The following is a 19491-nucleotide window of genomic DNA, read 5'->3' on the forward strand; positions in this document are numbered from 1 at the left end:
CTCCCCGCCACCCGCGCGACCACCCCGTCGCCGACCACCACCGGACCGACCACCACCGGACCGACCACCACCGGGTCGGCCGCCGCTGGGGCCGCCTCCGGCGGCCTCGACCGTAACCTGGGCCAGGTCGCCGCGCCGCAGGCGTGGCGGGCCGGGTACACCGGGAAGGGCGTCCGGGTGGCCGTGCTCGACACCGGCGCCGACTTCTCCCACCCCGACCTGGCCGGCCAGGTGGCCGAGCGGGCCGACTTCACCGTCGAGAACGGCGACGCCGTCGACCGCCAGGGCCACGGCACGCACGTGGCCGCGACCATCGCCGGCACCGGCGCCGCCGCGCGCGGCGAGCGCCGCGGCGTGGCCCCCGACGCCCGGCTGGTCGTCGGCAAGGTCCTGGACGACTCCGGCTTCGGCATGAACTCGCAGATCATCGCCGGCATGGAATGGGCCGCCTCCCGGGCCGACGTGGTCAACATGAGCCTCGGCGGCGAGGAGCCGAGTGACGGCACCGACCCGTTGTCCCTGGCCGTGGACGCGCTGACCGAGCAGACCGGCGCGCTGTTCGTGATCGCCGCGGGCAACACCGGAGGCGCGATCGGCTCGCCCGCCGCCGCCACCGCCGCGCTCACGGTGGGCGCCGTCGACGGCGCCGACGCGCTGGCGGACTTCTCCAGCCGCGGCCCGCTGGTCGGCACCCGCGCGGCCAAGCCCGAACTGGTCGCGCCGGGCGTCGGGATCGTCGCCGCCCGCGCCGCCGGCACCACCCTGGGCGACCCGGTCGACGCCCGCTACACCGCCTCCTCGGGCACCTCGATGGCCACCCCGCACGTCGCCGGCGCCGCCGCGCTGCTCGCCCAGCGGCACCCCGGCTGGACGGCGCAGCGGCTCAAGGCCGCCCTCGTCGGAGCCGCCGACCCGCTGCCGGGCACGGACCCGTACAGCGTCGGCGCCGGCCGGCTCGACGCGGCCGGCGCGCTCTCCGGCCCGGTCAGCGACCAGCCGGTGGTCGCCCTCGGCACGTTCCGCCACCCGCAGGCGGGGACAGCAGAGGCGAAGCTGAGCTGGACCGGCGACGAGACCCCCGCCGCCGTCACCCTCGACCTCGACGTCACGGTCGCCGACCACACCGGCCGGCCCGCGCCGCGCGGCGCCGCCTCGCTCTCGCAGACCCGGGTACGGCTCAAGCGCGGCGTCCCCGCCGGCGTGACCCTCCGCCTCGGCCAGGAGAGGTTCGCGGGCCGGGCCGGCCTGTTCGCCGCCACCGTCACCGCCCGCCGGCCGAACGGCACGGCGGTGGCCACCACGCCGGTCACGTTCTACGTCGAGCCGCCGAGCCACGACCTGACCGTCCGCACCGTCCCGATGCCGGGGCTCTCGCCCGAGAGCATGACCTGGGCGAACGTGCTCGTGACGAATCTGGACGACCCGCTGCTCTACGCGGGCGGCGCGTTCACGACCCCGGGCGAGACCGTCACGCTGCGGGTGCCCGACGGCCGGTACGCCGTGACCGCCGCGTACTCCTCCTACGACCCCGTGACCAGCCGGCAGACCGGGACGCTCGTCGGGGACAGCGACGTCGCCGTCACCGCCGACCACGCCATGACGCTGGACACCGCCCGCGCCGCGCCGCTCACCGCGACGGTCGACGGCGTCCGGACCAGGACCGTCACCGCCGACTTCACCTACCTGCAGACCTCGCGGACCGGGCTGACCTGGTACGACGTCGTCTCCGGCTGGGGCGAGGGGTCGATCGTGTCGGCGGGCGCTCTGGAGCGTCCGGGGATCGGCAGCCTGCGGGCGTACGGGGCGTTCGGCCTGGAATCGCCCGCCGACGCGGCCGAGGCGTACCTCTACCAGCTGGTCCACGACTACGGAGACGCCGTCCCCGCCGACCCGGCCTACCGGGTCACCCCGGCGGAGCAGGCCCGGCTGGCCCGGGTCGACCAGCGCTTCCACCAGATGGACTCGCCCGGGATGGTCACCTCGCTGCGCCGCTACGGCTTCACCCGCGACGGGTGGTACCTGACTCAGCACCGCACGTACGACCTGCCGGTCACCCGCACCGACTACCTCTCGCCCGGCCTCCTCTGGCAGGACGAGGGCATCTACGGCGGCCTGCTGGCCCAGGAGGGCGCCCGCGAGTACGGCCCCGGGAGCCGGGAGTCCAAGACCTGGGCGCGCCAGCCGCTGCACTCGGACTGGTACGACGACCCGGTCGGCGCGGAGTACACCTGCGCCCAGGCCCCGTACCGGACCCGCGGCAACCTGCACGTGGACCTCGTCATGCTCACCGACCGGCACCAGCGGGCCGACTGCCTGGCGGCCGGCACCATCGGCGTCCGGCGCACCCTCTCGCTCCACCGGGACGGACGGCTGGTGGACGAGCGGGACGCCTCGCGCGCCGACTTCACCGTGCCGGAGCAGGCCGCGGACTACCGGCTGACCCTGGACGTCGACACGAGCCTGATCCTGCCGGTCTCCACCCGGGTCACCACCTCGTGGACCTTCCGGTCGGCCGGGCCGCGCGACACGGGCGCCGTCCCGCTGCCGCTCCTGTCGGTCGACTACGCGCTGCCGCTGGACGCCGCCAACCACGCGGTGGGCGGAGCGGCCACGTTCAGTGTCCGGCAGGCGCACGGCGTGCCGGCCCGGCGCGTCACCTCGTTCCAGGTGTGGACCTCGACCGACGACGGCGCCACCTGGCGGCCCGCCGAGGCCGGCCGCACCGCGGACGGCTACCGGGCCGAGCTCCCCGCGGCCACGCCGGGGCAGGCCGTCTCCCTGCGGGTGAAGGCCGGCGCCGATGGCGGCAGCGGCATCGACCAGACGATCATCCGCGCCTACCGCGCGGACTGACGCACCCGTACGTCATCCGCCCGCCCGACGCGGGCCGACGCACGCGACGGCGCGGGCTCCGGCCTCGCGCCGTCGTGACCGCCCGGTTTCAGGCGTAGTACGGGACGTTCTGGGCGGCCCAGCCGGCCAGGACACGGGCGCAGTCCGCGACGCTCTCCCGCCAGCTCTTGGCGGCCCCCTCGCCGGCGTCGTCGCTGACGTGCTTGACGACGCGCAGCGGCACGCCGGCCTGGTGGGCGGCCGTCGCCAGGGCGTAGCCCTCCATGTCGACCAGGTGGGCGTGCTCCGCCAGGCGGGCGCGCCCGGCCTCGTCGGCGATGAAGGAGTCGCCGGTGGCCAGGGTCGCGCCTTCGGCGTCGGCGAGCGTGAGGGGAGCGCCGTAGACGTCGCCGGTCAGGCTCTGCAGGACCGCGCTGTCCAGGTCGTGCTGCATGACCGTGCCGACGAGGTGGGTGCCGGTCCAGCCGGGACGCAGCGCCCCCGCCGTGCCGAGGTTGACCACGAGCGACGGCAGCGGGCCGCGGGCGAGCGCCGCGGCCAGCGCGGTCGCGGCGTTGACCTTCCCCATCCCGGTCAGCAGAACGGGCAGGGACGTGTCGAGGAACTGTGCCTCTTCCTTGACCGCCAGCACGAGCAGGGGACGGTCACTGGAGATCTGTCCGGTGAGTTGCATGGGCAGCACAGTACGCACCCACTCAAATCCCTAAATTTCCGGGATAACCCCAAGGATGCGCCGAATAGTTCAATCCGGGCAAAATATCCGCTCAGAGTAGAATCGGTGAGCAAGGCATGAACAGGCCATCGGATGACTCCGGTGCGGATGACCGTACGAGAGAAGGTGCGTCATGCCTGAGAACAGGGGTGTTGTCTACGACGGCCCGGGCAAGGTGGAGGTCCGCGAAGTCGGCTATCCCGACTTCGAGCTCAAGGACGGCCCGGGCGTCAATCCGGCCAACGTGGGACGCAAACTCCCGCACGCCGCGATCATCAAGACCGTCGCGACCAACATCTGCGGCAGCGACCAGCACATGGTCCGCGGCCGTACCACCGCCCCGCACGGGCTGGTCCTCGGTCACGAGATCACCGGCGAGGTGATCGAGACCGGTCCCGACGTCGAGTACGTCAAGACCGGCGACCTGGTGTCCGTGCCGTTCAACATTTCCTGCGGACGCTGCCGTAACTGCAAGGCACGTAAGACCGACATCTGCGAGAACGTCAACCCCGACCGGCCCGGCTCGGCGTACGGCTACGTCGACATGGGCGGCTGGGTCGGCGGCCAGGCGGACTTCGCGCTGGTCCCCTACGCGGACTGGAACCTGCTGAAGTTCCCCGACAAGGACCAGGCCATGGAGAAGATCCTCGACCTGGCCATGCTCGCGGACATCTTCCCGACCGGCTTCCACGGCTGCGTGTCGGCCGGCGTGCAGCCGGGCTCGACGGTGTACGTCGCCGGCGCCGGCCCGGTGGGGCTGGCCGCGGCCGCCTCGGCGTACCTGCTGGGGGCCGCCGTCGTCATCGTCGGCGACCTCAACAAGCAGCGGCTCGAACAGGCCCGCAGCTTCGGCTGCGAGACCGTGGACGTGTCGCAGGGCGCCCCCGAGGACCAGATCGAGCAGATCCTCGGCGTGCCCGAGGTCGACTGCGCCGTCGACGCCGTGGGCTTCGAGGCGCGCGGCCACGGGCGTGAGTCCGGCCAGGAGCAGCCGGCGACCGTGCTGAACTCGCTCATGGGCCTGACCAGGGCGGGCGGCGCGCTCGGCATCCCCGGCCTGTACGTCACCGGCGACCCGGGCGCCTCCGACGAGGCCGCCAAGCACGGCTCGCTGTCGCTGCGGCTGGGCCTCGGCTGGTCGAAGTCGCTCGCCTTCACCACCGGCCAGTGCCCGGTCATGAAGTACAACCGCCAGCTGATGATGGCGATCCTGCACGACCGCGTCCAGATCGCCAAGGCCGTCAACGCCACGCCGATCCCGCTGGAGATGGCCCCGCAGGGCTACCACGAGTTCGACGAGGGCGCCGCGCGCAAGTACGTGCTCGACCCGCACGGCACGATCACCAAGGCCGCCTGACGCGCACCCGTCCGAGTGGCCGGGCGACCGGTCACTCGGACCCGGTCAATCGGACCCGGTCAATCTGACCCGGTCAATCGGACCCGGTCAATCGGACAGGGCCGTGCGCAGCTTGGCCAGCACGGACCGCAGGATGCGGGAGACGTGCATCTGCGAGATGCCGAACTCCTTGGCGATCTCCGACTGCGTCATGTTGCCGTAGAAGCGCATCAACAGGATGTTCTTCTCGCGGTGCGGCAGGGCGTCGATGAGCGGCTTGACCGCGTGCTTGTCCAGCAGCGTGTTGAGCGAATCGTCCTGCGCCGGCAGGAAGTCGCTGAGCTCGGCGGCGTCGTCGTCCCCGCCGGTGACGGGCGCGTCCAGCGACAGCGCGGAGTACGCGGTGGACGCCTCCAGGGCGAGCAGCACGTCCTCTTCCGAGATGCCCATCTTCGTGGCGAGCTCGGCCACGGTGGGGGAGTGGCCGAGGGTCTGGGTGAGCTCGGCGGTGGCCTTGTTGAGCTCGATGCGGCGTTCCTGGTAGACGCGCGGGACGCGGACCGCCCAGGTGCGGTCGCGGAAGTGCCGCTTGACCTCACCCATCATGGTGATCATCGCGTAGCCCCTGAACTCGTGGCCCAGGGTGGGGTCGTAGCCGTTGACGGCCTTCATCAGGCCGACGTAGGCCGCCTGGCGCAGGTCCTCCATCGGCTCGCCGCGGTAGCGGTAGCGGCGGGTGACCTCGGCGACCAGCCCTTCGTGCATCTGCACCAGGCGTTCGCGGATGCGCTCGGCCTCCAGCTCGGAGACGCCGGGGTCGGCCAGGTCGGCGAGGAGTTCTTCGGCGGTGAGCTGCTCGAGTTCGACGGTCAGGACGGACATTGCTGCTCCCGTAAGGTGCGGCGGCCTCCGCCCATGACAAAAGCCCAGGCAGAGGCACGCATTGGTTGCGCGTCAAGGAAGCCCTCTGCTGGACTTCACGATCAAGTGTGCCCCAGTGCCGGGGAGATTCACCTTCATTAGGTCACAAAAAGATTACGAAGCAAGTGTGCCCGGACCTCGCCCGGCCCGTCCTCCGGATAAACGCACGTCAGGTCAAGAATCGGCCAAGCGCGGGCAAAGGTATGCCCGGCCGGGCGACAGCAGCCCCTGCGGGCCGGGCGGCGTCTCTAGACTCCCGGCGCATAACGCATCCGTACCACGTCAATGGGCACCGCCCGGGGAGTCGGCCCAATGATCACGGTAGTCATCTTCGGCCTGCTGGCCGTCTGCGCCCTCGAGACCGTGCTCGGCCTCGCCCTGGCCGGCCTCGCGGTCGCGGAGCTCGTCTCCTTCCTCCGCCGCCATCCGCAGGGCCCCGCGGGCGGCGTACGGCAGCTGGCCACGTCCGCACGGGCCATCTGGCCGTACGCCCGGCGGGTGCTCGCCCGGCGGACGGGGACCCGCCTGGTGCGGTGGCGGCGCAGGCCGGGACAGGCGAGCACCCCAGGCCCGTCCGTACGCCGCCCCACCGCCGGTCGCGCCGGCCGGTTGCGCCCCCCGCGCCCCCCGCGCGCCGACCGCAGCCGCCTGCGCTGACCGGCGGCCGGGCGCCAGGGTCACAGGAGTCCGGCCTGGTGGGCGAGGAGGCCCGCCTGGGTGCGGTTGGCCAGGCCGAGCTTGTCCAGCAGGCGCGAGACGTAGCTCTTGACCGTGGTCTCCGACAGGAACAGGCGGGCCGCGATCTCTCCGTTGGTCAGGCCCTCGCCCAGACAGCCGAGCACGTCGCGCTCCCGGTCGCTCAGTGCGGCGACCTTGGCGCGCACGGCCCGGCGGGCGTCGTCCGTGCTCGCCGAGCGCGAGACGAGGTGGCGGGCCGCCGACGGCGACAACACGGTGTGGCCCTGGGCCGCGACCTTGACCAGGCCGAGCAGGTCCTCCGGCGGCGTGGACTTCACCAGGAAGCCGCCGGCGCCCGCTTCCAGCGCCCGCAGCACGTGGGCGTCGGAGTCGAACGTGGTCAGCGCGACCACCGCCGGCGGGCTGCTCATCCTGGCGATCTCGGCCGTCGCGGTGATGCCGTCCACGCCGGGCATCCTGATGTCCATCAGCACGACGTCGGGGGCCGTGCGCAGCACCGCCTCCACCGCCTCCGCCCCGTCCTCGGCCTCCGCCACCACCTCGATCTCGCCCGTCGAGGCGAGGATCGTCCGCAGGTGACGGCGGACCATGGGGTCGTCGTCGGCCACCAGCACCTTGATCATGTCGTCTCCCGTCCGTGCCGCCCCGTGGGGACATCCTGCTCGCTCTCCGTGGGGACGGAGGCGGGCAGGGTGGCGGCGACGCGGAAGCCGCCGTCCGGCGTGGGGGCGGCGGTGAAGGCGCCGCCGAGCAGGGTGACGCGGCGCCGCAGCCCGTCGAGGCCCATGCCCGAGCCGGTCGCCGCCAGCTCGGAGGCGGCCACGGGCGGGGCGTTGCCGACCGTCACGGTCATGGTGTGGTGGTCGTAGGCGAGCTCGACCTCCACGCGCGCGCCGGGCGCGTGTTTCCTCGCGTTCGTCAGCGCTTCCTGCAGCACCCGGTACGCGGCCCGCGCGATCGCCGGCGTCACCGCCCCGGGCCGGCCGGTGACGCGCAGGCTGGTCGGGTTGCCCGCCGCGACGGCCCCGTCCACCAGGGTGTGGAGGTCGGAGACGGCCGGCGTGACCCGCGTCGCCCCCTCCCGGGGCTCGTCGTGGCCGCGGCGCAGGATGCCGATCAGGTCGCGCAGCTCCGCGAGCGTGCGGGCGCCCGCGTCGCGGATGTGCTCGGCGGCGGACCGGACGGCGGGGTCGTCGGCCGAGACCTTCAGCGCGCCGGCGGCCAGGACGATCTCCGTGACGTGATGGGTGACGATGTCGTGCATCTCCCCGGCCAGCCGCTGCCGCTCGGCCGCCTTGGCCCGCTCGGCCAGCAGGTGCCGTTCACGTTCGGCGCTCTCCGCCCGCTCGGCGAGCAGCCGTCGCTCCCGTTCGGCGCTCTCGGCCCTGTCCCGCAGCGAGCTCACCAGGTCGCGGCGGGCGCGGACGTACAGACCGAGCACGGCCGGCAGGACCGTCGTGGTGAGACCGGCGTACACCGTCTCCCAGTCCGGGGCCCACGGCCGGACGGCGGCCAGCGCCAGCACCGTCACGTACGCCGCCGTCTCCCGGCGCGGCAGCCCGTGGGCCAGGAACCACACGATCACCGGCGTGCACAGCGGCGCGGTCACCGGCGTGGCCTGCTCGACCGGGGTGAACGTCCCGGGAGCCAGCGTGTCGCCGTCGGCCGCCGCCACCGTCGCCGCGCACGCCACCAGCGCCACCGTCCGGGGGAAACGGCCGAGGAAGGGCAGGCAGGCGTTCACGGCCAGGCTCAGCACCAGGCCGGCGGCCGGGCCGAGGGGACCGCTGGTGCGCTGGACGTTCCGGTAGAGGGCCAGGTCGAGCAGCATGAACGCGACCATGGCGAGGACCAGGAAGGCCGGGGCCCTCCTGGCCTCGTTCACCTGGGGCGGAGGAGTCATGGTCGGTCGAACAGGTCGCATCGGGGCGCGGGCGTGGTGGCGGTGCCGCCCGGGCGCTCGCCGATCAGGTGGGCCACGGGCGCGCCGCCCTGCCAGCGCGGCCACGCCTTGCCACCCGACGCCGGCGTGCCGGTCCGCGCGAACGTGGTCCAGGCGGTCACCATATCCCGGGCCACCGACCGCTGGGTCTGCGTGAGCGGGACGGGCCGGCCGTCGAGGGCGATCGGCTTCTCCTTGACGTCGAAGAGGTACGCCAGCTCCGAGGCGTGCCCCGCGCCGGCCGGGAAGCCCGGCAGGGCCGGGACGAACGGGGGCGCGGTGTCGTCGCCGAACACGTACGCGTACACCGTGGTGCGCTCGGCGAGGGCGTCCTGGGTGGCGACATGCGGGCAGGAGAAGATCGCATCCGTGTAGGGCGCCGCCCACGCCTCGGCCGCGCTGCCGAACCGGTCGCGGGGATAGCGGCGGGCGACCTCGTCCGCCCGGTCGCCGAAACCCTCACGGAGCAGCCGGGGCAGGCCGGCGTCGGTGATCGGTCTGCCGAGCAGGCTCATCACCCCCGCCATCATCAGGGCCTCCTTGGACGTGTGGCCGGACAACACCGGCACCCGGGCGAAGTTCCCGTCGCGCAGCGCCTCGCCGGGGTCGGCGGGAAGGGTGGGGCCGCCGTACGACGCCGCCGTGAAGTACGCGGTCAGGTCCAGCAGTTCCTTGACCGGCTTGGCGCGCAGGCACTCCAGCGTCCTGGCGGCGTCCCGGCAGCCGGCCTGCCGGGCGGCCGTCCGGGTCGCGGCGTACGTCTCGTTCAGCGGCCGCCAGTACGGGATCCTCGGCGTGCCGGGGGCGGCCGCGTTCGGCAGCAGGACGGTGCCGCACGTGCCGCTCTGGATGATCGCCTTGTGGAACAACCCCCGGCTGCCGGGGGAGGTGAGGTGGCCGCAGGTGGCGATGCCGCCGCCCGACTCGCCGAACAACGTGACGTTCCCGGCGTCGCCCCCGAAGGCCGCCGCGTTCCGCCGTACCCAGCGCAGCGCCGCCTGCTGGTCCTGCAGTCCGAACGCGCCCCCGCCGGACATCCCGGGCAGGGCCAGGTAGCCGAGCACGCCGAGCCGGAACTCCACGGTGACCACCACGACGTCGCCCTGCGCGACCAGGCGGCGCGGGTCGTAGTCGGAGCCCCGGCCCGCGTTGAACCCGCCGCCGTGCAGCCAGACCATCACCGGTCTCGGCCTCTCGCCCTTCTTCTTCGGCACGGTCACGTCGAGCGTGAGGCAGTCCTCGGCGTCGCTGCTCTCCTTCGGGTTGTCGCTCGCCTGCGGGCACGCCGGGCCGGACCTGGCCGCGGGAACGACGCCCTGCCATGCGGCGACGGGCTCGGGCGGCCGCCACCGCAGCTCGCCGACGGGCGGCTCGGCGTACCGGATCCCCCGAAATCTCACGACATCTCCGTCTTCGATGCCCCGAATCCACCCACTGTCCAGCCGCACCTCAGGCCTGTCCCCGGCTCTGCCCGCGACGCCGGCGGCCCCGCACGCCTGCGTGAGCAGGAGCGCGAGCGCCCCCAGAACGGCTCTGCCTCGTAGCGCATCCATGACCAGCACGCTAGGAACAGCCCCCCGCCTCCCGGTACTGCCGAGGGTTGCGTCCGGCCGACCGAAGGTTGCCTCCCGAACGCTGGTTGCGCCAGACATACCATTTTTTATCGACGCAGATAAAACAGAAGGCGTCCCGCGATTCCGTCACCAACGCCTCCCGGCGGGCGCAGATCGTCGCCGCGGCCGATCGCCCGCCGGCTGTCACGCGCCGGCATGCGCGCGGCCGTGGCCGACCGCGACGCCGCCTCGGGACGAGATCGGGGCCTGTTCGTCCCGCTGGACGTGACCCGCCCCGAGGACAACCGGGCCGCCGTCGAGGCGGTGGAGCACATCCTGGCCGATCTGCGTACGGGTCAGGCCTGGGACGCGCAGGCGGGCCAGACCGCCGCGCCGTCGCCCACCCGAAGGTGACACTCGCCGGCCTCGGCCGAACTCCCGCATGACCTACCAGACCTTCGGCGTCCATGACGCCCCCGGTCAGCAACTGCTCGTCGGCACGGGCGCACCGCCGCCGCTTCTGTACCTACTAGTATGTATGCTGTCGTCCATGGACACGAGGGAGCGGCTGATAGAGAGCACCCGCGAGCTGCTGTGGGAGCGTGGCTACGTCGGCACCAGCCCGAAGGCGATCCAGGCGCGGGCCGGAGCGGGTCAGGGCAGCATGTATCACCACTTCCACGGCAAGCCCGACCTGGCGCGGGCCGCGATCGCGCGCAGCGCCGCGGAGCTCAGGGACAGGGCGGAGGCCGCGTTCACCGGCCCAGGAAGCGAGCTCGACCGGATCGCCGCCTACCTGCGGCGGGAGAGGGACGTCCTCAAGGGCTGCCCGGTCGGCCGCCTCACCCAGGATCCCGACGTCATGGCCGATCCCGAGCTGCGCCGGCCGGTCGAGGAGACGTTCGCCTGGCTCACCGACCGGCTGGCCGCGCTGCTGACGGAAGCCCGCGCGAACGGCGAGCTCGACGCCGCCCTCGACCCCAGGGCGACGGCCGCCGCGCTGGTCGCGGTCCTGCAGGGCGGATACGTGCTGGCCCGCGCCGCCGGCTCGGCCGACCTCTACGCGCAGGCGGTCGACGGCGCACTCGGCCTCCTGACCGCCCACACCCGCTGACCACGAGGAGAAGCATGCCCTTCGTCCGCATCGACGCTCTAGGAACGGAGGCCGGCCGGCTCGACGCGCTCAGCCGCGCCGTGCACGATGCCCTGGTCGAGACACTGGGCGTCCCGCTCGGCGACCGCTTCCAGGTCGTGACCGGCCACGACGGCGCGTCGAGCACCCTGCGCCACGGCGACTACCTGGGCATCCCCCGCGACGACGGCATCGTGTTCGTCACGGTCACGATGCGCGCGGGCCGCGCACCGGCGCAGAAGCTGGCGATGTACCGGCGGATCGCCGAACTCTGCCACGCGTACGCGGGAACGGAGCCGCGCAACGTCTTCGTCACCGTGACCGAGAACGAGCCCGTCGACTGGTCGATGGGCCACGGGGCCGCCCAGTACGTGGAACCCGCGTAGCCGGTCAGGCGACGGGCGCCTCGCACACCGGGGTCAGGGCGACGGTCAGCGCGTCGCGGTGCAGGGCGTCGAGGCGGGTCCTGGCTTCGACCGCCGCTCTGGCCACGGCCAGGTGGCTGCGGCACGCGGCAGGCCACCGGCGCACCGGCCCGGCCTGGTGGAGCAGGCGCAGGACACGTGGGGTGAGCGCGTCCAGCCGGGGGCGCAGCTCGGTGGCCAGGTCGGGGCGCCGGCGGGGGAGCGAGGCCGGATCGGCCAGCCAGCGGGCGTGCAACCGGCGCTGCACCGTCTTGCCCGCCTCGATCTGCGCCTGGAAGAACCGCACCCCGGCCCGCGGGTCCAGCCCGATCGCCGCCGACCGTTCCGCGACGTCGTCCAGCAACTCCCGCTCCCGCGCCGGGTCGGTGATCGGGCTGTCCGTCCCGAACTTCGCCGCCGCCACCTCGTCCGCCAGCAGCAGCCGCTCGACCGCCACCCCGACGAGCCCCCGCAGCCCGGACGTCACACTCCGGCCGCCGACGGCCGGCGTCTCATAGGTCTCCCGCGGGTCGTACGGAACGGGGGAGGCGGGCAGGGTTTCGCGCCCCTCGTACGGAACGGGCGCGCCGGCCGGCTCTCGTTCCTCGTACAGAACGTTGGCGGCGGTCACGGCGTGCGGGGGCGCGGCGCAGGCCGTGGCCAAGGCGAGGACTGCGACGGCGACGAACGCGGCCTGGCGGGACATCACGGCGGCCTCCCGGAACGTGACGAGACGATGACAGCACGTCATTGTGGCCGATGGGAGGGCCCGCACGCCGGAAGATCGGCGGATGCTACCCGAACCCGCCGTTGCTCATCAGCAGCTGACCGTTGATCCACTGACCCTGCGGCGAGCACAGGAACTCCACGAGATGAGCCGTGTCGAGCGGCGTGCCGAGGCGGCCGAGCGGCGTGCGCCCGATCAGCCGCTCCCGCAGCTCGCCGGACATCCAGCCGGTGTCCACCGGACCCGGGTTCACCACGTTGGCCGTGACGCCCAGGTGGGCGAGCTCGTGCGCGGCGGCCAGGGTGATCCGGTCGAGGGCGGCCTTGCTGGCGCCGTACGGGAGGTTCCCGACGGTGTGGTCGCTGGTCAGGGCGATGACGCGCCCGGTCCCGTGGGCGCCGCCGAAACGCCGCCCGTACTCGCGGATCAGCAGCCACGTGGCCCGCGCGTTGACGGCGAAGTGCCGGTCGAAGCTCTCGACGGTGGTGTCGAGCAGCCCGGACGCGACCGACTCGCAGTGGCACATCACCCGCGCCAGCGGGCGCGTGTCAGTGCTCACAGGAAGAGATCATCCGGAACGCCGCCCGCCGCGCGCAACCCCTCCCGCAGCTCCGGCAACGCCGCAGTGACCACCTCTCATGGCACGGTCACAGGGCGTTCGCGAGCGGGATGCGCAGGATGAACAGGGCGCCTCGGGGGGAGTCGCCGATCGTCAGCGAGCCGTCGTGCGACTCCGCGATGGCGCGGGAGATGGCCAGGCCCAGCCCGCTGCCCTGGGGGTCGCGCCGCCGGGCGTCGTCCAGGCGGACGAACGGCTGGAACACCCGCTCGCGTTCGGTCTCCGCGATGCCGGGGCCGTCGTCGAGGACGGTGACGATCGCCTGCTCCTCCGCGCGCGTCACGCTCACCTCCACCAGGGAGTCGGCGTGCCGCTCGGCGTTGACCAGCAGGTTGAGCAGCACCTCGCGCAGCTGCACGGCGTTGCCGTACACCATCACGTCCTCCTCGGCGTGGATCCGGATCGGCGCCTTGCGCGCCGCGACCTCGTCGCGGGCCAGCTCGGTCAGGTTCACCCGCTCGTGCCGGCGCGGGGCCGTCCGCACGCGGGCCAGGATGAGCATCTCCTCGACGATGCCGTGGCAGCGGTCCAGCGCGGTGAGGGCGCGGCCGATGGACTCGTGCGGGTCCACGTCGCGATACATCAGCGCCTCCTCCAGCTCGGTCCGCACCCCCGTCAGCGGCGTGCGCAGCTCGTGCGAGACCATCGAGCTGAAACGGCGCTGCTGGTCGACGGTGGACTCCAGCCGCGCCAGCGTGTCGTTGACGGTGTGCGCCAGGCGGGCGACCGCGTCTCGTCCCGGCGGCACGGGCACGCGCATGCTCAGGTCGGTCACGGTGACCTCGGCCATCCTGCGCCGCATGGCCTCCACCGGCCGCAGCGCCAGCCCGAGCAGCGCCCACGCCGCCCCCATCGCCAGCGTGCTCGCCGTCAGGACGGCCAGCGCCAGATAGAGCTCCAGCCGGTACGTGCCCAGGATCGCCGGCTGCTCCTGCCCGGCGTACACGACGTGGGACTCGCCGCCCCACAACACCTGCTCCTCCTGCGGCGAGGGCCTGACCGCGGTGAACATGAGGCATCCGGACGGCGAGCACGCCCTGCGGTGCTCGATCCGGTTGTCGGACGACGGCCAGTAGAGGCTGAGGCGCGGCAGCCCCGCGGCGGCCCTGCTGGCCGCGACCACGTTGCCGGAGGAGTCGACCAGCTGCAGCAGGTCGACGTCCGAGGTGGTGACCGGAGGAGAGGGCCGGGCGTCGGTCATCGAGGCGATCCAGTCGGTGGCCGCGCGCTGGGAAGCCTCGTACACGCTGCGCTCGACGGCCATGCGGATCGTCAGGTCCGCGGCGACGGCGACCCCGGTGAGCACGAGGAGCGAGAACGCTCCGGCGGCCAGCGCCAGCGTCGCCTGGAGGGAGAGCCTGTTGGCAGGAAATGACACGCGCTAACTCCCCGGGGTTCCGCTTCGCGGTGCCGGGTGAGCGACAGTCGCGGGCCCTCGTGATCTCCGCACCTCCCCGCCGCTGACGTGACCCCGGCCCGGCGGAGAGGCCACGATGCAGATCCAACCGTTCGTGTTCCTCGCCGGTTATGTGAAATAACTCCCTGTAAGGTCAAGGCCGTTTGACTCATCGCCGCAGGGTGCCGCGCCGGCGGCCCGCCCCGAGCTCTATGCTCGAGTACGAAGTGATCTCGTGACCTTCGGGGGACGGCGCATGAAGATCGGCATCATCGGCGCGGGCAACATCGGCGCCACGCTCACCCGCAGGCTGACGGCGCTCGGCCACGACGTGGCGGTGGCCAACTCGCGCGGCCCGCACACCCTCCAGGACCTCGCCGAGGAGACCGGGGCGCGGGCGGTGACCGTCGAGGAGGCGCCGCGCGAGGCCGACGTGGTCGTGGTGACGATCCCCGAGTGCAGGGTGCCCGACCTGCCCGCCGGCCTGTTCGCCGACGCCGGCGAGGACACGGTCGTGATCGACACGGGTAACTACTACCCGCGCCCGCGCGACGGGCGCATCGACGAGATCGAGAACGGCCTCCCCGAGAGCCGCTGGGTCGAGCGCCGGCTGGGCCGCCCGGTGGTCAAGGCGTTCAACAACATCTACGCCGACCACCTGTCCAACCTGGGCCGCCCGGCCGGGACGCCGGGGCGCATCGCGCTGCCCGTGGCGGGCGACGACCCGCGGGCCAAGGACGTCGTCATGCGGCTCGTCGACGAGCTCGGCTTCGACCCGGTGGACGCCGGCGGTCTCGACGAGTCATGGCGGCAGCAGCCCGGCACGCCGGTCTACACGACGGACAAGGACGCGGCCGGCGTCCGCCGGGCCCTCGCCCAGGCCGGCCCGGAACGTACCGAAGAATGGCGCGCTTGAGGAACGGTACGTTCCGCATCTTCTCCTAGCGTGTGCCGCAGCGCACGAAGGAGGACATGTGATCGAACTGTCGTGGCCGCAGGTCAGCGCCAGACGCCTGGCCCGATCAGGGCTGCTCGCCCCCGGCATGGGAGAGGGGCTCGACGGGGTCGTGGCGGCCATGTGCGGGACGCACGCCCAGATCATGGCGGCCGCCGAGGCGTCCATCGGGCTGCGCGCGGGCGCCACCCGCGCGCACGTCCGCGACGCCCTGTGGAACACCCGCGCCCTGGTCAAGACGTACGGCCCGCGCGGCACCGTGCACCTGCTGCCCGCCCGCGACCTGCCCCGATGGGTGGGCGCCCTGTCGTCCGTGCCGCACGCCCACCACGCCGCTCCCGCGCCCGTGCGCATGACGCCCGAGCAGACCGGCCAGGTGGTGGCCGCCATCAGGGAGGCCGTCAGGAGCGGCCCGCTGACGATCGACGAGCTGAGCGAGGCCGTCGTCGCCGCCACCGGACCGTGGGCGGATGAACTCGTCATGCCCGCGTTCCAGGGCCGGTGGCCGCGCTGGCGGCAGGCGATGCCGGTCGCCGCCCACCGCGGCGCGTTCGTCTTCGGCCCGGCGCGCGGGCGCAAGGTCACCTACGCCGCCGCCCCGGACGCCCGCACCGCGCCGGACGACGGTCTCGCCTGGCTCGTCAGGAGCTACCTCACCGCGTACGGGCCCGCGACGCCCGCGCAGTTCGCGCAGTGGGCGGGCGGACCCGCGCGGTGGGGGGCCGAGGCGTTCGCCCGGGTGGAGCTGGAGCAGGTGCTGCTGGAAGGGGAGCCGGCCTTCGTGCTCGCGGGCGACACCGGCGTGCCCGCCGAACGGCCGCGGAGCGTGCGGCTGCTGCCGTACTTCGACGCGTACGTGGTGGCCGGGCGCCCGCGCGAGCTGCTCTATCCCGGAGAGGCGGCGGCGCGGGCGCTGAACGGCGGGCAGGCGGGCAACTTCCCGGTCCTGCTCGTGGACGGCGAGGTGAGCGGCGTCTGGCATTCGCGGCGCTCCGGCTCCCGGATGGACATCACCGTCGAGACCCTGCGCGACCTCACTCCCGCGCAGTCACGCGAGCTCGCCGACCAGGTGGAACGCCTCGGCGTGGTCATGGAGGCCCGACCCCGCCTGACCCTCGGCCCCGTCGCGGTGGGCCCGCACGCCTGACCTGGCTGGATGTTCCGTCCAGAATGGACGTATCATCCGAAAGGTGACCGACGACGACCCCCGCGTCCGGATGTGGGCGCCGGTGTGCGGAGCCGTGGCCGCGCTGCTGGCCCCGCACGCCGAGGTGATCCTGCACGACGCCCGCCGCGACCGCGTCCTGCGCGTGTGGAACCCGCTGTCCAGGCGCGCCACCGGCGACCCGTCCCTGCTCGGTGAGCTGGAGCGGCTCGACCCCACGGGCGACGGCGTCTACGGGCCGTACGAGAAGCTGCTGCCCGACGGCCGGCGGCTGTCGTCGGTCAGCGCCGTGTTGTGCGACCCCGACGGCCGGCCCTCCGCCGTGCTCTGCGTCAACCTTGACCGCACCCCGCTCGACCAGGCCGCCACGCTGCTCGCGGCCTTCGCCGCGCCCACCGCCCCCCGCCCCGAGCCGCTGTTCGAGCAGGACTGGACCGAGCGCGTCCACCAGATCGTCGGCACGTACGTCCGCGCGCACGGCCGCCCCGCCGAACGCCTGACCCGCGACGACCGGCTCGCCGTGCTGGCCGAGCTCGACGAGGCCGGCATCTTCGCCGTCCGCCGCGCCGTCCCCGTCGTCGCCTCCGCCCTGCGGATCTCCCGATCCACCCTGTACGCCCTGCTGTCCGACCTGCGAAGGACCCCATCGTGACCCGTCTGCCCGACTTCCGGCTCGAAGTGCACTTCTCCCGCTGGGAGTTCGGCGCCCGCCACCACCTGACCGCCTCCGACGCCCAGACCATGACCATGACGGAGCTGCTCGCCCTGGCCGACGACGAGGACCGGCACGCCTGGGAGACCCTGTCGCTCGGCTACACCCAGACCTACGGCGACCCCGGGCTGCGCCGCGCCGTCGCCGCCGCCTACGACCACGTGGACGAGGACGACGTCATCTGCTTCGCCGGCGCCGAGGAGGGCCTCTACCTCGCCATGCAGGTACTGCTCGGACCCGGCGACCACGCCGTGGTGGTGACGCCCGCCTACCAGGCCGCCGAGACCGTCCCGCTCTCCCTGTGCGAGGTCACCGGCGTCGCCCTCGACCCCGCCCGCGACTGGGCCCTCGACCTCGACGAGGTGCGCGCCGCGATCCGCCCGAACACCCGGCTGGTCGCCGTCAACTTCCCCAACAACCCCACCGGCAAGGTCATCGACGCCGCCGACTTCGCCCGGCTCGCCGAGTTGTGCGACGAACGCGGCGTGCGGCTGTTCAGCGACGAGGTCTACCGCGGCCTCGAACGCGACCCCGCCCGTACGCTGCCGCAGGCCGCCGACCTGTCGCCGAAGGCCCTGTCGCTCAACGTCACCTCCAAGTCCCTCGGCCTGCCCGGGCTGCGCGTCGGCTGGATCGCCTGCCGCGACCGCGAGCTGCGCTCCCGGCTGGAACGCGCCAAGCACTACACGACGATCTGCAACTCCGCGCCGAGCGAGGTGCTCGCCCGCGTCGCCGTCAAGGCCCGCGACCGCATCCTGGCCCGCAACCGGGCGATCATCGCCGCCAACCTGCCGAAGTTCGAGGCGTTCTTCGCCGCGCACGCCGGCCTGTTCGAGTGGCGGGCGCCCGACGGCGGCTGCGTCGCCTACCCCCGTTACCTGGGCGCGGACGGCGTGGAGGCGTTCTGCGCCGACCTGCTGGCCGAGGCCGGGGTGCTGCTGCTCCCGGCGAGCGTCTACCGCTCCGAGCTCACGCCGCTCCCGGACGACCGGTTCCGCGTCGGCATCGGCCGACGAGACCCCGAACCCGCCCTGGACGCCATCACCGCTTACCTGAAAGGGCGTAACACTCCCTGAAGTACGCCATACTAGGGAACGTCATGGAGTACTACACCGTGGAGCAGGCAGCCGCCGTGCTCGGGCTGCACGTCAAGACCGTGCGTCTTTACGTACGCGACGGCCGGCTGCCCGCCGTGAGGGTCGGCAGGCGCTACCGGATCGCCAAGGACGACCTGGCGGCGTTCGCCGGGCTGCCCCTCGGCGAGCCGGTCGCGCCGCGCCGCGCCGAGGTGTCGAGCATCGTCCAGATCGACGGTCTGCCGAGGGCCGAGATGGACCGGGTCAGCACGATGGTCCTGGCCTCGCTGGCCGGCCGGCCGCACGGCCTGCGCGTCGAGTTCGTCTACGACGAGGAACGCGCCCATCTCAAGGTCATCGTGCTGGGCGGGCTGGAGGAGAGCGCGCAGGTGCTCCGGATCATCGACGCACTCGTGGGAGGCTGACCATGGAACTGCCCGCCGACGTCCTCGTCTGCGACCCGCAGGGCGAGCCCCTGCGCGAGCCCCGCCACGCGCTCGACCTCATCGGCGAGGCGTGGGGCCGCGGGGCCATCTGGGTGGCCGTCCCCGCCGGGCGGCTGCACGACGACTTCTTCGCCCTCGGCACCGGCGTGGCCGGGGAGATCGTGCAGAAGTTCGCGAACTACCGCCTCGGGCTCGCGATCGTGGGCGACATCTCCCGCCACACCGCCGGGAGCTCGGCCCTGCGCGCGTGGGTGGGGGAGGCCAACCGCGGCGACCAGCTGTGGTTCGTCCGCGACCTCGAGGAGCTGGCCTCCAGGAGGGCCGGCTGACCTCCGCGCACCGGTGCTCAGGAGTGCCGGCGCACCGAGGTCGTGTCGCTCGTCAGCGGTGATCCGTCCGCTGCCACGGGCAGGAGGTCGGGCACGGGGGAGCCGTCGCCGTCGACCAGGACCGAGTACGGCTCGCCCGCCTCGAAGGCGTGACGTTCGCCCCACTGCCGCAGCGTGACGATCACGGGGAAGAGGTCTTTGCCCGCCTCGGTGAGCGCGTACAGCCTGCGTCTGCCCGAAGGGGCGTCGACCTGGGTGAGCAGGCCGTGCGCGGTGAGCTTGCGCAGCCGCTCGGTCAGGATGTTGCGGGCGATGCCGGTGCGCTGCTGGAAGTCGGTGAACGAACGGGCGCCGTCCATCGCGTCGCGGATGATGAGCAGGCTCCACCGGTCGCCGACCAGATCGACCGTGCGGGCGACCGGGCAGCTCGGGTCCGTCCACGCGGGGCTCCGTCCGTCGCCTGCCATCAGCCCTCCAATGAGTTGCGTAATGAAACCATTCTGGCCTACGCTCC

Annotated in this window: 20 protein-coding genes and 1 pseudogene; 12 read left to right on the top strand and 9 right to left on the bottom strand. The window is 73.3% G+C overall.

The features are described 5' to 3' along the window. Positions 1-2853 (top strand): S8 family serine peptidase (locus C1J01_RS18160; protein WP_111180161.1); only part of this gene is annotated, 2853 nt, incomplete at its 5' end. Between the two features lie 88 nt (positions 2854-2941). Here C1J01_RS18160 and C1J01_RS18165 read toward each other — a convergent pair. Continuing rightward, positions 2942-3526, bottom strand: a complete 585-nt coding sequence (locus tag C1J01_RS18165; protein WP_181448824.1) for a nucleosidase — start codon at positions 3524-3526, stop codon at positions 2942-2944. Between the two features lie 172 nt (positions 3527-3698). Here C1J01_RS18165 and fdhA point away from each other — a divergent pair, with 172 nt between their 5' ends. Then, the gene (gene fdhA, locus C1J01_RS18170) at positions 3699-4922 is read left to right on the top strand and encodes a formaldehyde dehydrogenase, glutathione-independent (RefSeq protein WP_111180163.1); all 1224 of its coding nucleotides are present in this window, start codon (positions 3699-3701) and stop codon (positions 4920-4922) included. 87 nt (positions 4923-5009) lie between these two features. Here fdhA and C1J01_RS18175 read toward each other — a convergent pair whose 3' ends face one another. Beyond that, complete coding sequence (locus C1J01_RS18175) at positions 5010-5783, bottom strand: SigB/SigF/SigG family RNA polymerase sigma factor (protein ID WP_111180164.1); 774 nt, start codon at positions 5781-5783, stop codon at positions 5010-5012. 351 nt (positions 5784-6134) lie between these two features. On the opposite strand from C1J01_RS18175, the gene C1J01_RS18180 reads away from it, so the two are divergent. Then, a complete protein-coding gene (locus C1J01_RS18180; protein ID WP_111180165.1) occupies positions 6135-6479 on the top strand; it encodes a hypothetical protein in 345 nt (114 codons plus the stop codon). Positions 6480-6499: 20 nt separating this feature from the next. Here the strand turns inward: C1J01_RS18180 and C1J01_RS18185 are convergent, their stop codons facing one another. The 3 genes from C1J01_RS18185 to C1J01_RS18195 are packed head-to-tail and all read right to left on the bottom strand — an operon-like array spanning position 6500 to position 10115. Beyond that, complete coding sequence (locus tag C1J01_RS18185) at positions 6500-7144, bottom strand: response regulator transcription factor (RefSeq protein ID WP_111180166.1); 645 nt, start codon at positions 7142-7144, stop codon at positions 6500-6502. Beyond that, a complete protein-coding gene (locus C1J01_RS18190) occupies positions 7141-8424 on the bottom strand; it encodes a sensor histidine kinase (RefSeq protein WP_111180167.1) in 1284 nt (427 codons plus the stop codon). Before C1J01_RS18190 ends, C1J01_RS18185 begins: the two co-directional genes overlap by 4 nt. Next, a complete protein-coding gene (locus C1J01_RS18195; protein ID WP_111180168.1) occupies positions 8421-10115 on the bottom strand; it encodes a carboxylesterase/lipase family protein in 1695 nt (564 codons plus the stop codon). Before C1J01_RS18195 ends, C1J01_RS18190 begins: the two co-directional genes overlap by 4 nt. 117 nt (positions 10116-10232) lie before the next feature. On the opposite strand from C1J01_RS18195, the gene C1J01_RS18200 reads away from it, so the two are divergent. The 3 genes from C1J01_RS18200 (at position 10233) to C1J01_RS18210 (ending at position 11534) form a co-directional block, all read left to right on the top strand. After that, positions 10233-10430, top strand: a complete 198-nt coding sequence (locus C1J01_RS18200) for a hypothetical protein (RefSeq protein ID WP_111180169.1) — start codon at positions 10233-10235, stop codon at positions 10428-10430. 136 nt (positions 10431-10566) lie between these two features. Next, a complete protein-coding gene (locus C1J01_RS18205) occupies positions 10567-11130 on the top strand; it encodes a TetR/AcrR family transcriptional regulator (protein WP_111180170.1) in 564 nt (187 codons plus the stop codon). 14 nt (positions 11131-11144) lie between these two features. Then, positions 11145-11534: a tautomerase family protein gene (locus C1J01_RS18210; protein WP_111180171.1), complete on the top strand. Its 390-nt coding sequence runs from the start codon at positions 11145-11147 to the stop codon at positions 11532-11534. Positions 11535-11538: 4 nt separating this feature from the next. Here the strand turns inward: C1J01_RS18210 and aroQ are convergent, their stop codons facing one another. The 3 genes and pseudogenes from aroQ to C1J01_RS18225 form a co-directional block, all read right to left on the bottom strand. Continuing rightward, complete coding sequence (gene aroQ / locus C1J01_RS18215) at positions 11539-12258, bottom strand: gamma subclass chorismate mutase AroQ (protein ID WP_235854513.1); 720 nt, start codon at positions 12256-12258, stop codon at positions 11539-11541. Between the two features lie 88 nt (positions 12259-12346). Next, a pseudogene (locus C1J01_RS18220) lies at positions 12347-12814 on the bottom strand (SDR family oxidoreductase); the annotation flags it as partial. A gap of 112 nt (positions 12815-12926) precedes the next feature. Continuing rightward, positions 12927-14276, bottom strand: coding sequence for a HAMP domain-containing sensor histidine kinase (locus C1J01_RS18225; RefSeq protein ID WP_111180173.1), 1350 nt, complete (start codon positions 14274-14276; stop codon positions 12927-12929). A 274-nt stretch (positions 14277-14550) separates the two neighbouring features. Between C1J01_RS18225 and C1J01_RS18230 the strand changes: the two genes are divergently transcribed. Genes C1J01_RS18230 through C1J01_RS18255 form a run of 6 tightly spaced genes read left to right on the top strand, consistent with a single transcriptional unit; the run spans position 14551 to position 18977 of the window. After that, positions 14551-15210: an NADPH-dependent F420 reductase gene (locus tag C1J01_RS18230; RefSeq protein WP_111180174.1), complete on the top strand. Its 660-nt coding sequence runs from the start codon at positions 14551-14553 to the stop codon at positions 15208-15210. A gap of 58 nt (positions 15211-15268) precedes the next feature. Then, positions 15269-16396, top strand: coding sequence for a winged helix DNA-binding domain-containing protein (locus C1J01_RS18235; RefSeq protein ID WP_235854508.1), 1128 nt, complete (start codon positions 15269-15271; stop codon positions 16394-16396). A gap of 43 nt (positions 16397-16439) precedes the next feature. Beyond that, positions 16440-17066 (top strand): helix-turn-helix transcriptional regulator, encoded by a 627-nt coding sequence (locus C1J01_RS18240; protein WP_235854509.1) that lies wholly within the window; start codon positions 16440-16442, stop codon positions 17064-17066. Continuing rightward, positions 17063-18202, top strand: a complete 1140-nt coding sequence (locus tag C1J01_RS18245; protein WP_111180175.1) for an aminotransferase class I/II-fold pyridoxal phosphate-dependent enzyme — start codon at positions 17063-17065, stop codon at positions 18200-18202. Before C1J01_RS18240 ends, C1J01_RS18245 begins: the two co-directional genes overlap by 4 nt. 23 nt (positions 18203-18225) lie before the next feature. Next, on the top strand, positions 18226-18627 hold the full coding sequence (locus tag C1J01_RS18250; RefSeq protein ID WP_111180176.1) for a helix-turn-helix domain-containing protein: 402 nt from the start codon (positions 18226-18228) through the stop codon (positions 18625-18627). Positions 18628-18629: 2 nt separating this feature from the next. Then, entirely contained in the window at positions 18630-18977 is a 348-nt protein-coding gene (locus tag C1J01_RS18255) for a DUF4180 domain-containing protein (protein WP_111180177.1), read from the top strand. A gap of 17 nt (positions 18978-18994) precedes the next feature. Here C1J01_RS18255 and C1J01_RS18260 read toward each other — a convergent pair whose 3' ends face one another. Further along, the gene (locus tag C1J01_RS18260; protein WP_111180178.1) at positions 18995-19444 is read right to left on the bottom strand and encodes a winged helix-turn-helix transcriptional regulator; all 450 of its coding nucleotides are present in this window, start codon (positions 19442-19444) and stop codon (positions 18995-18997) included. Positions 19445-19491: the final 47 nt, after the last annotated feature.

The sequence above is a fragment of the Nonomuraea aridisoli genome (assembly GCF_003236395.1).
Classification (GTDB): Bacteria; Actinomycetota; Actinomycetes; order Streptosporangiales; family Streptosporangiaceae; genus Nonomuraea; species Nonomuraea aridisoli.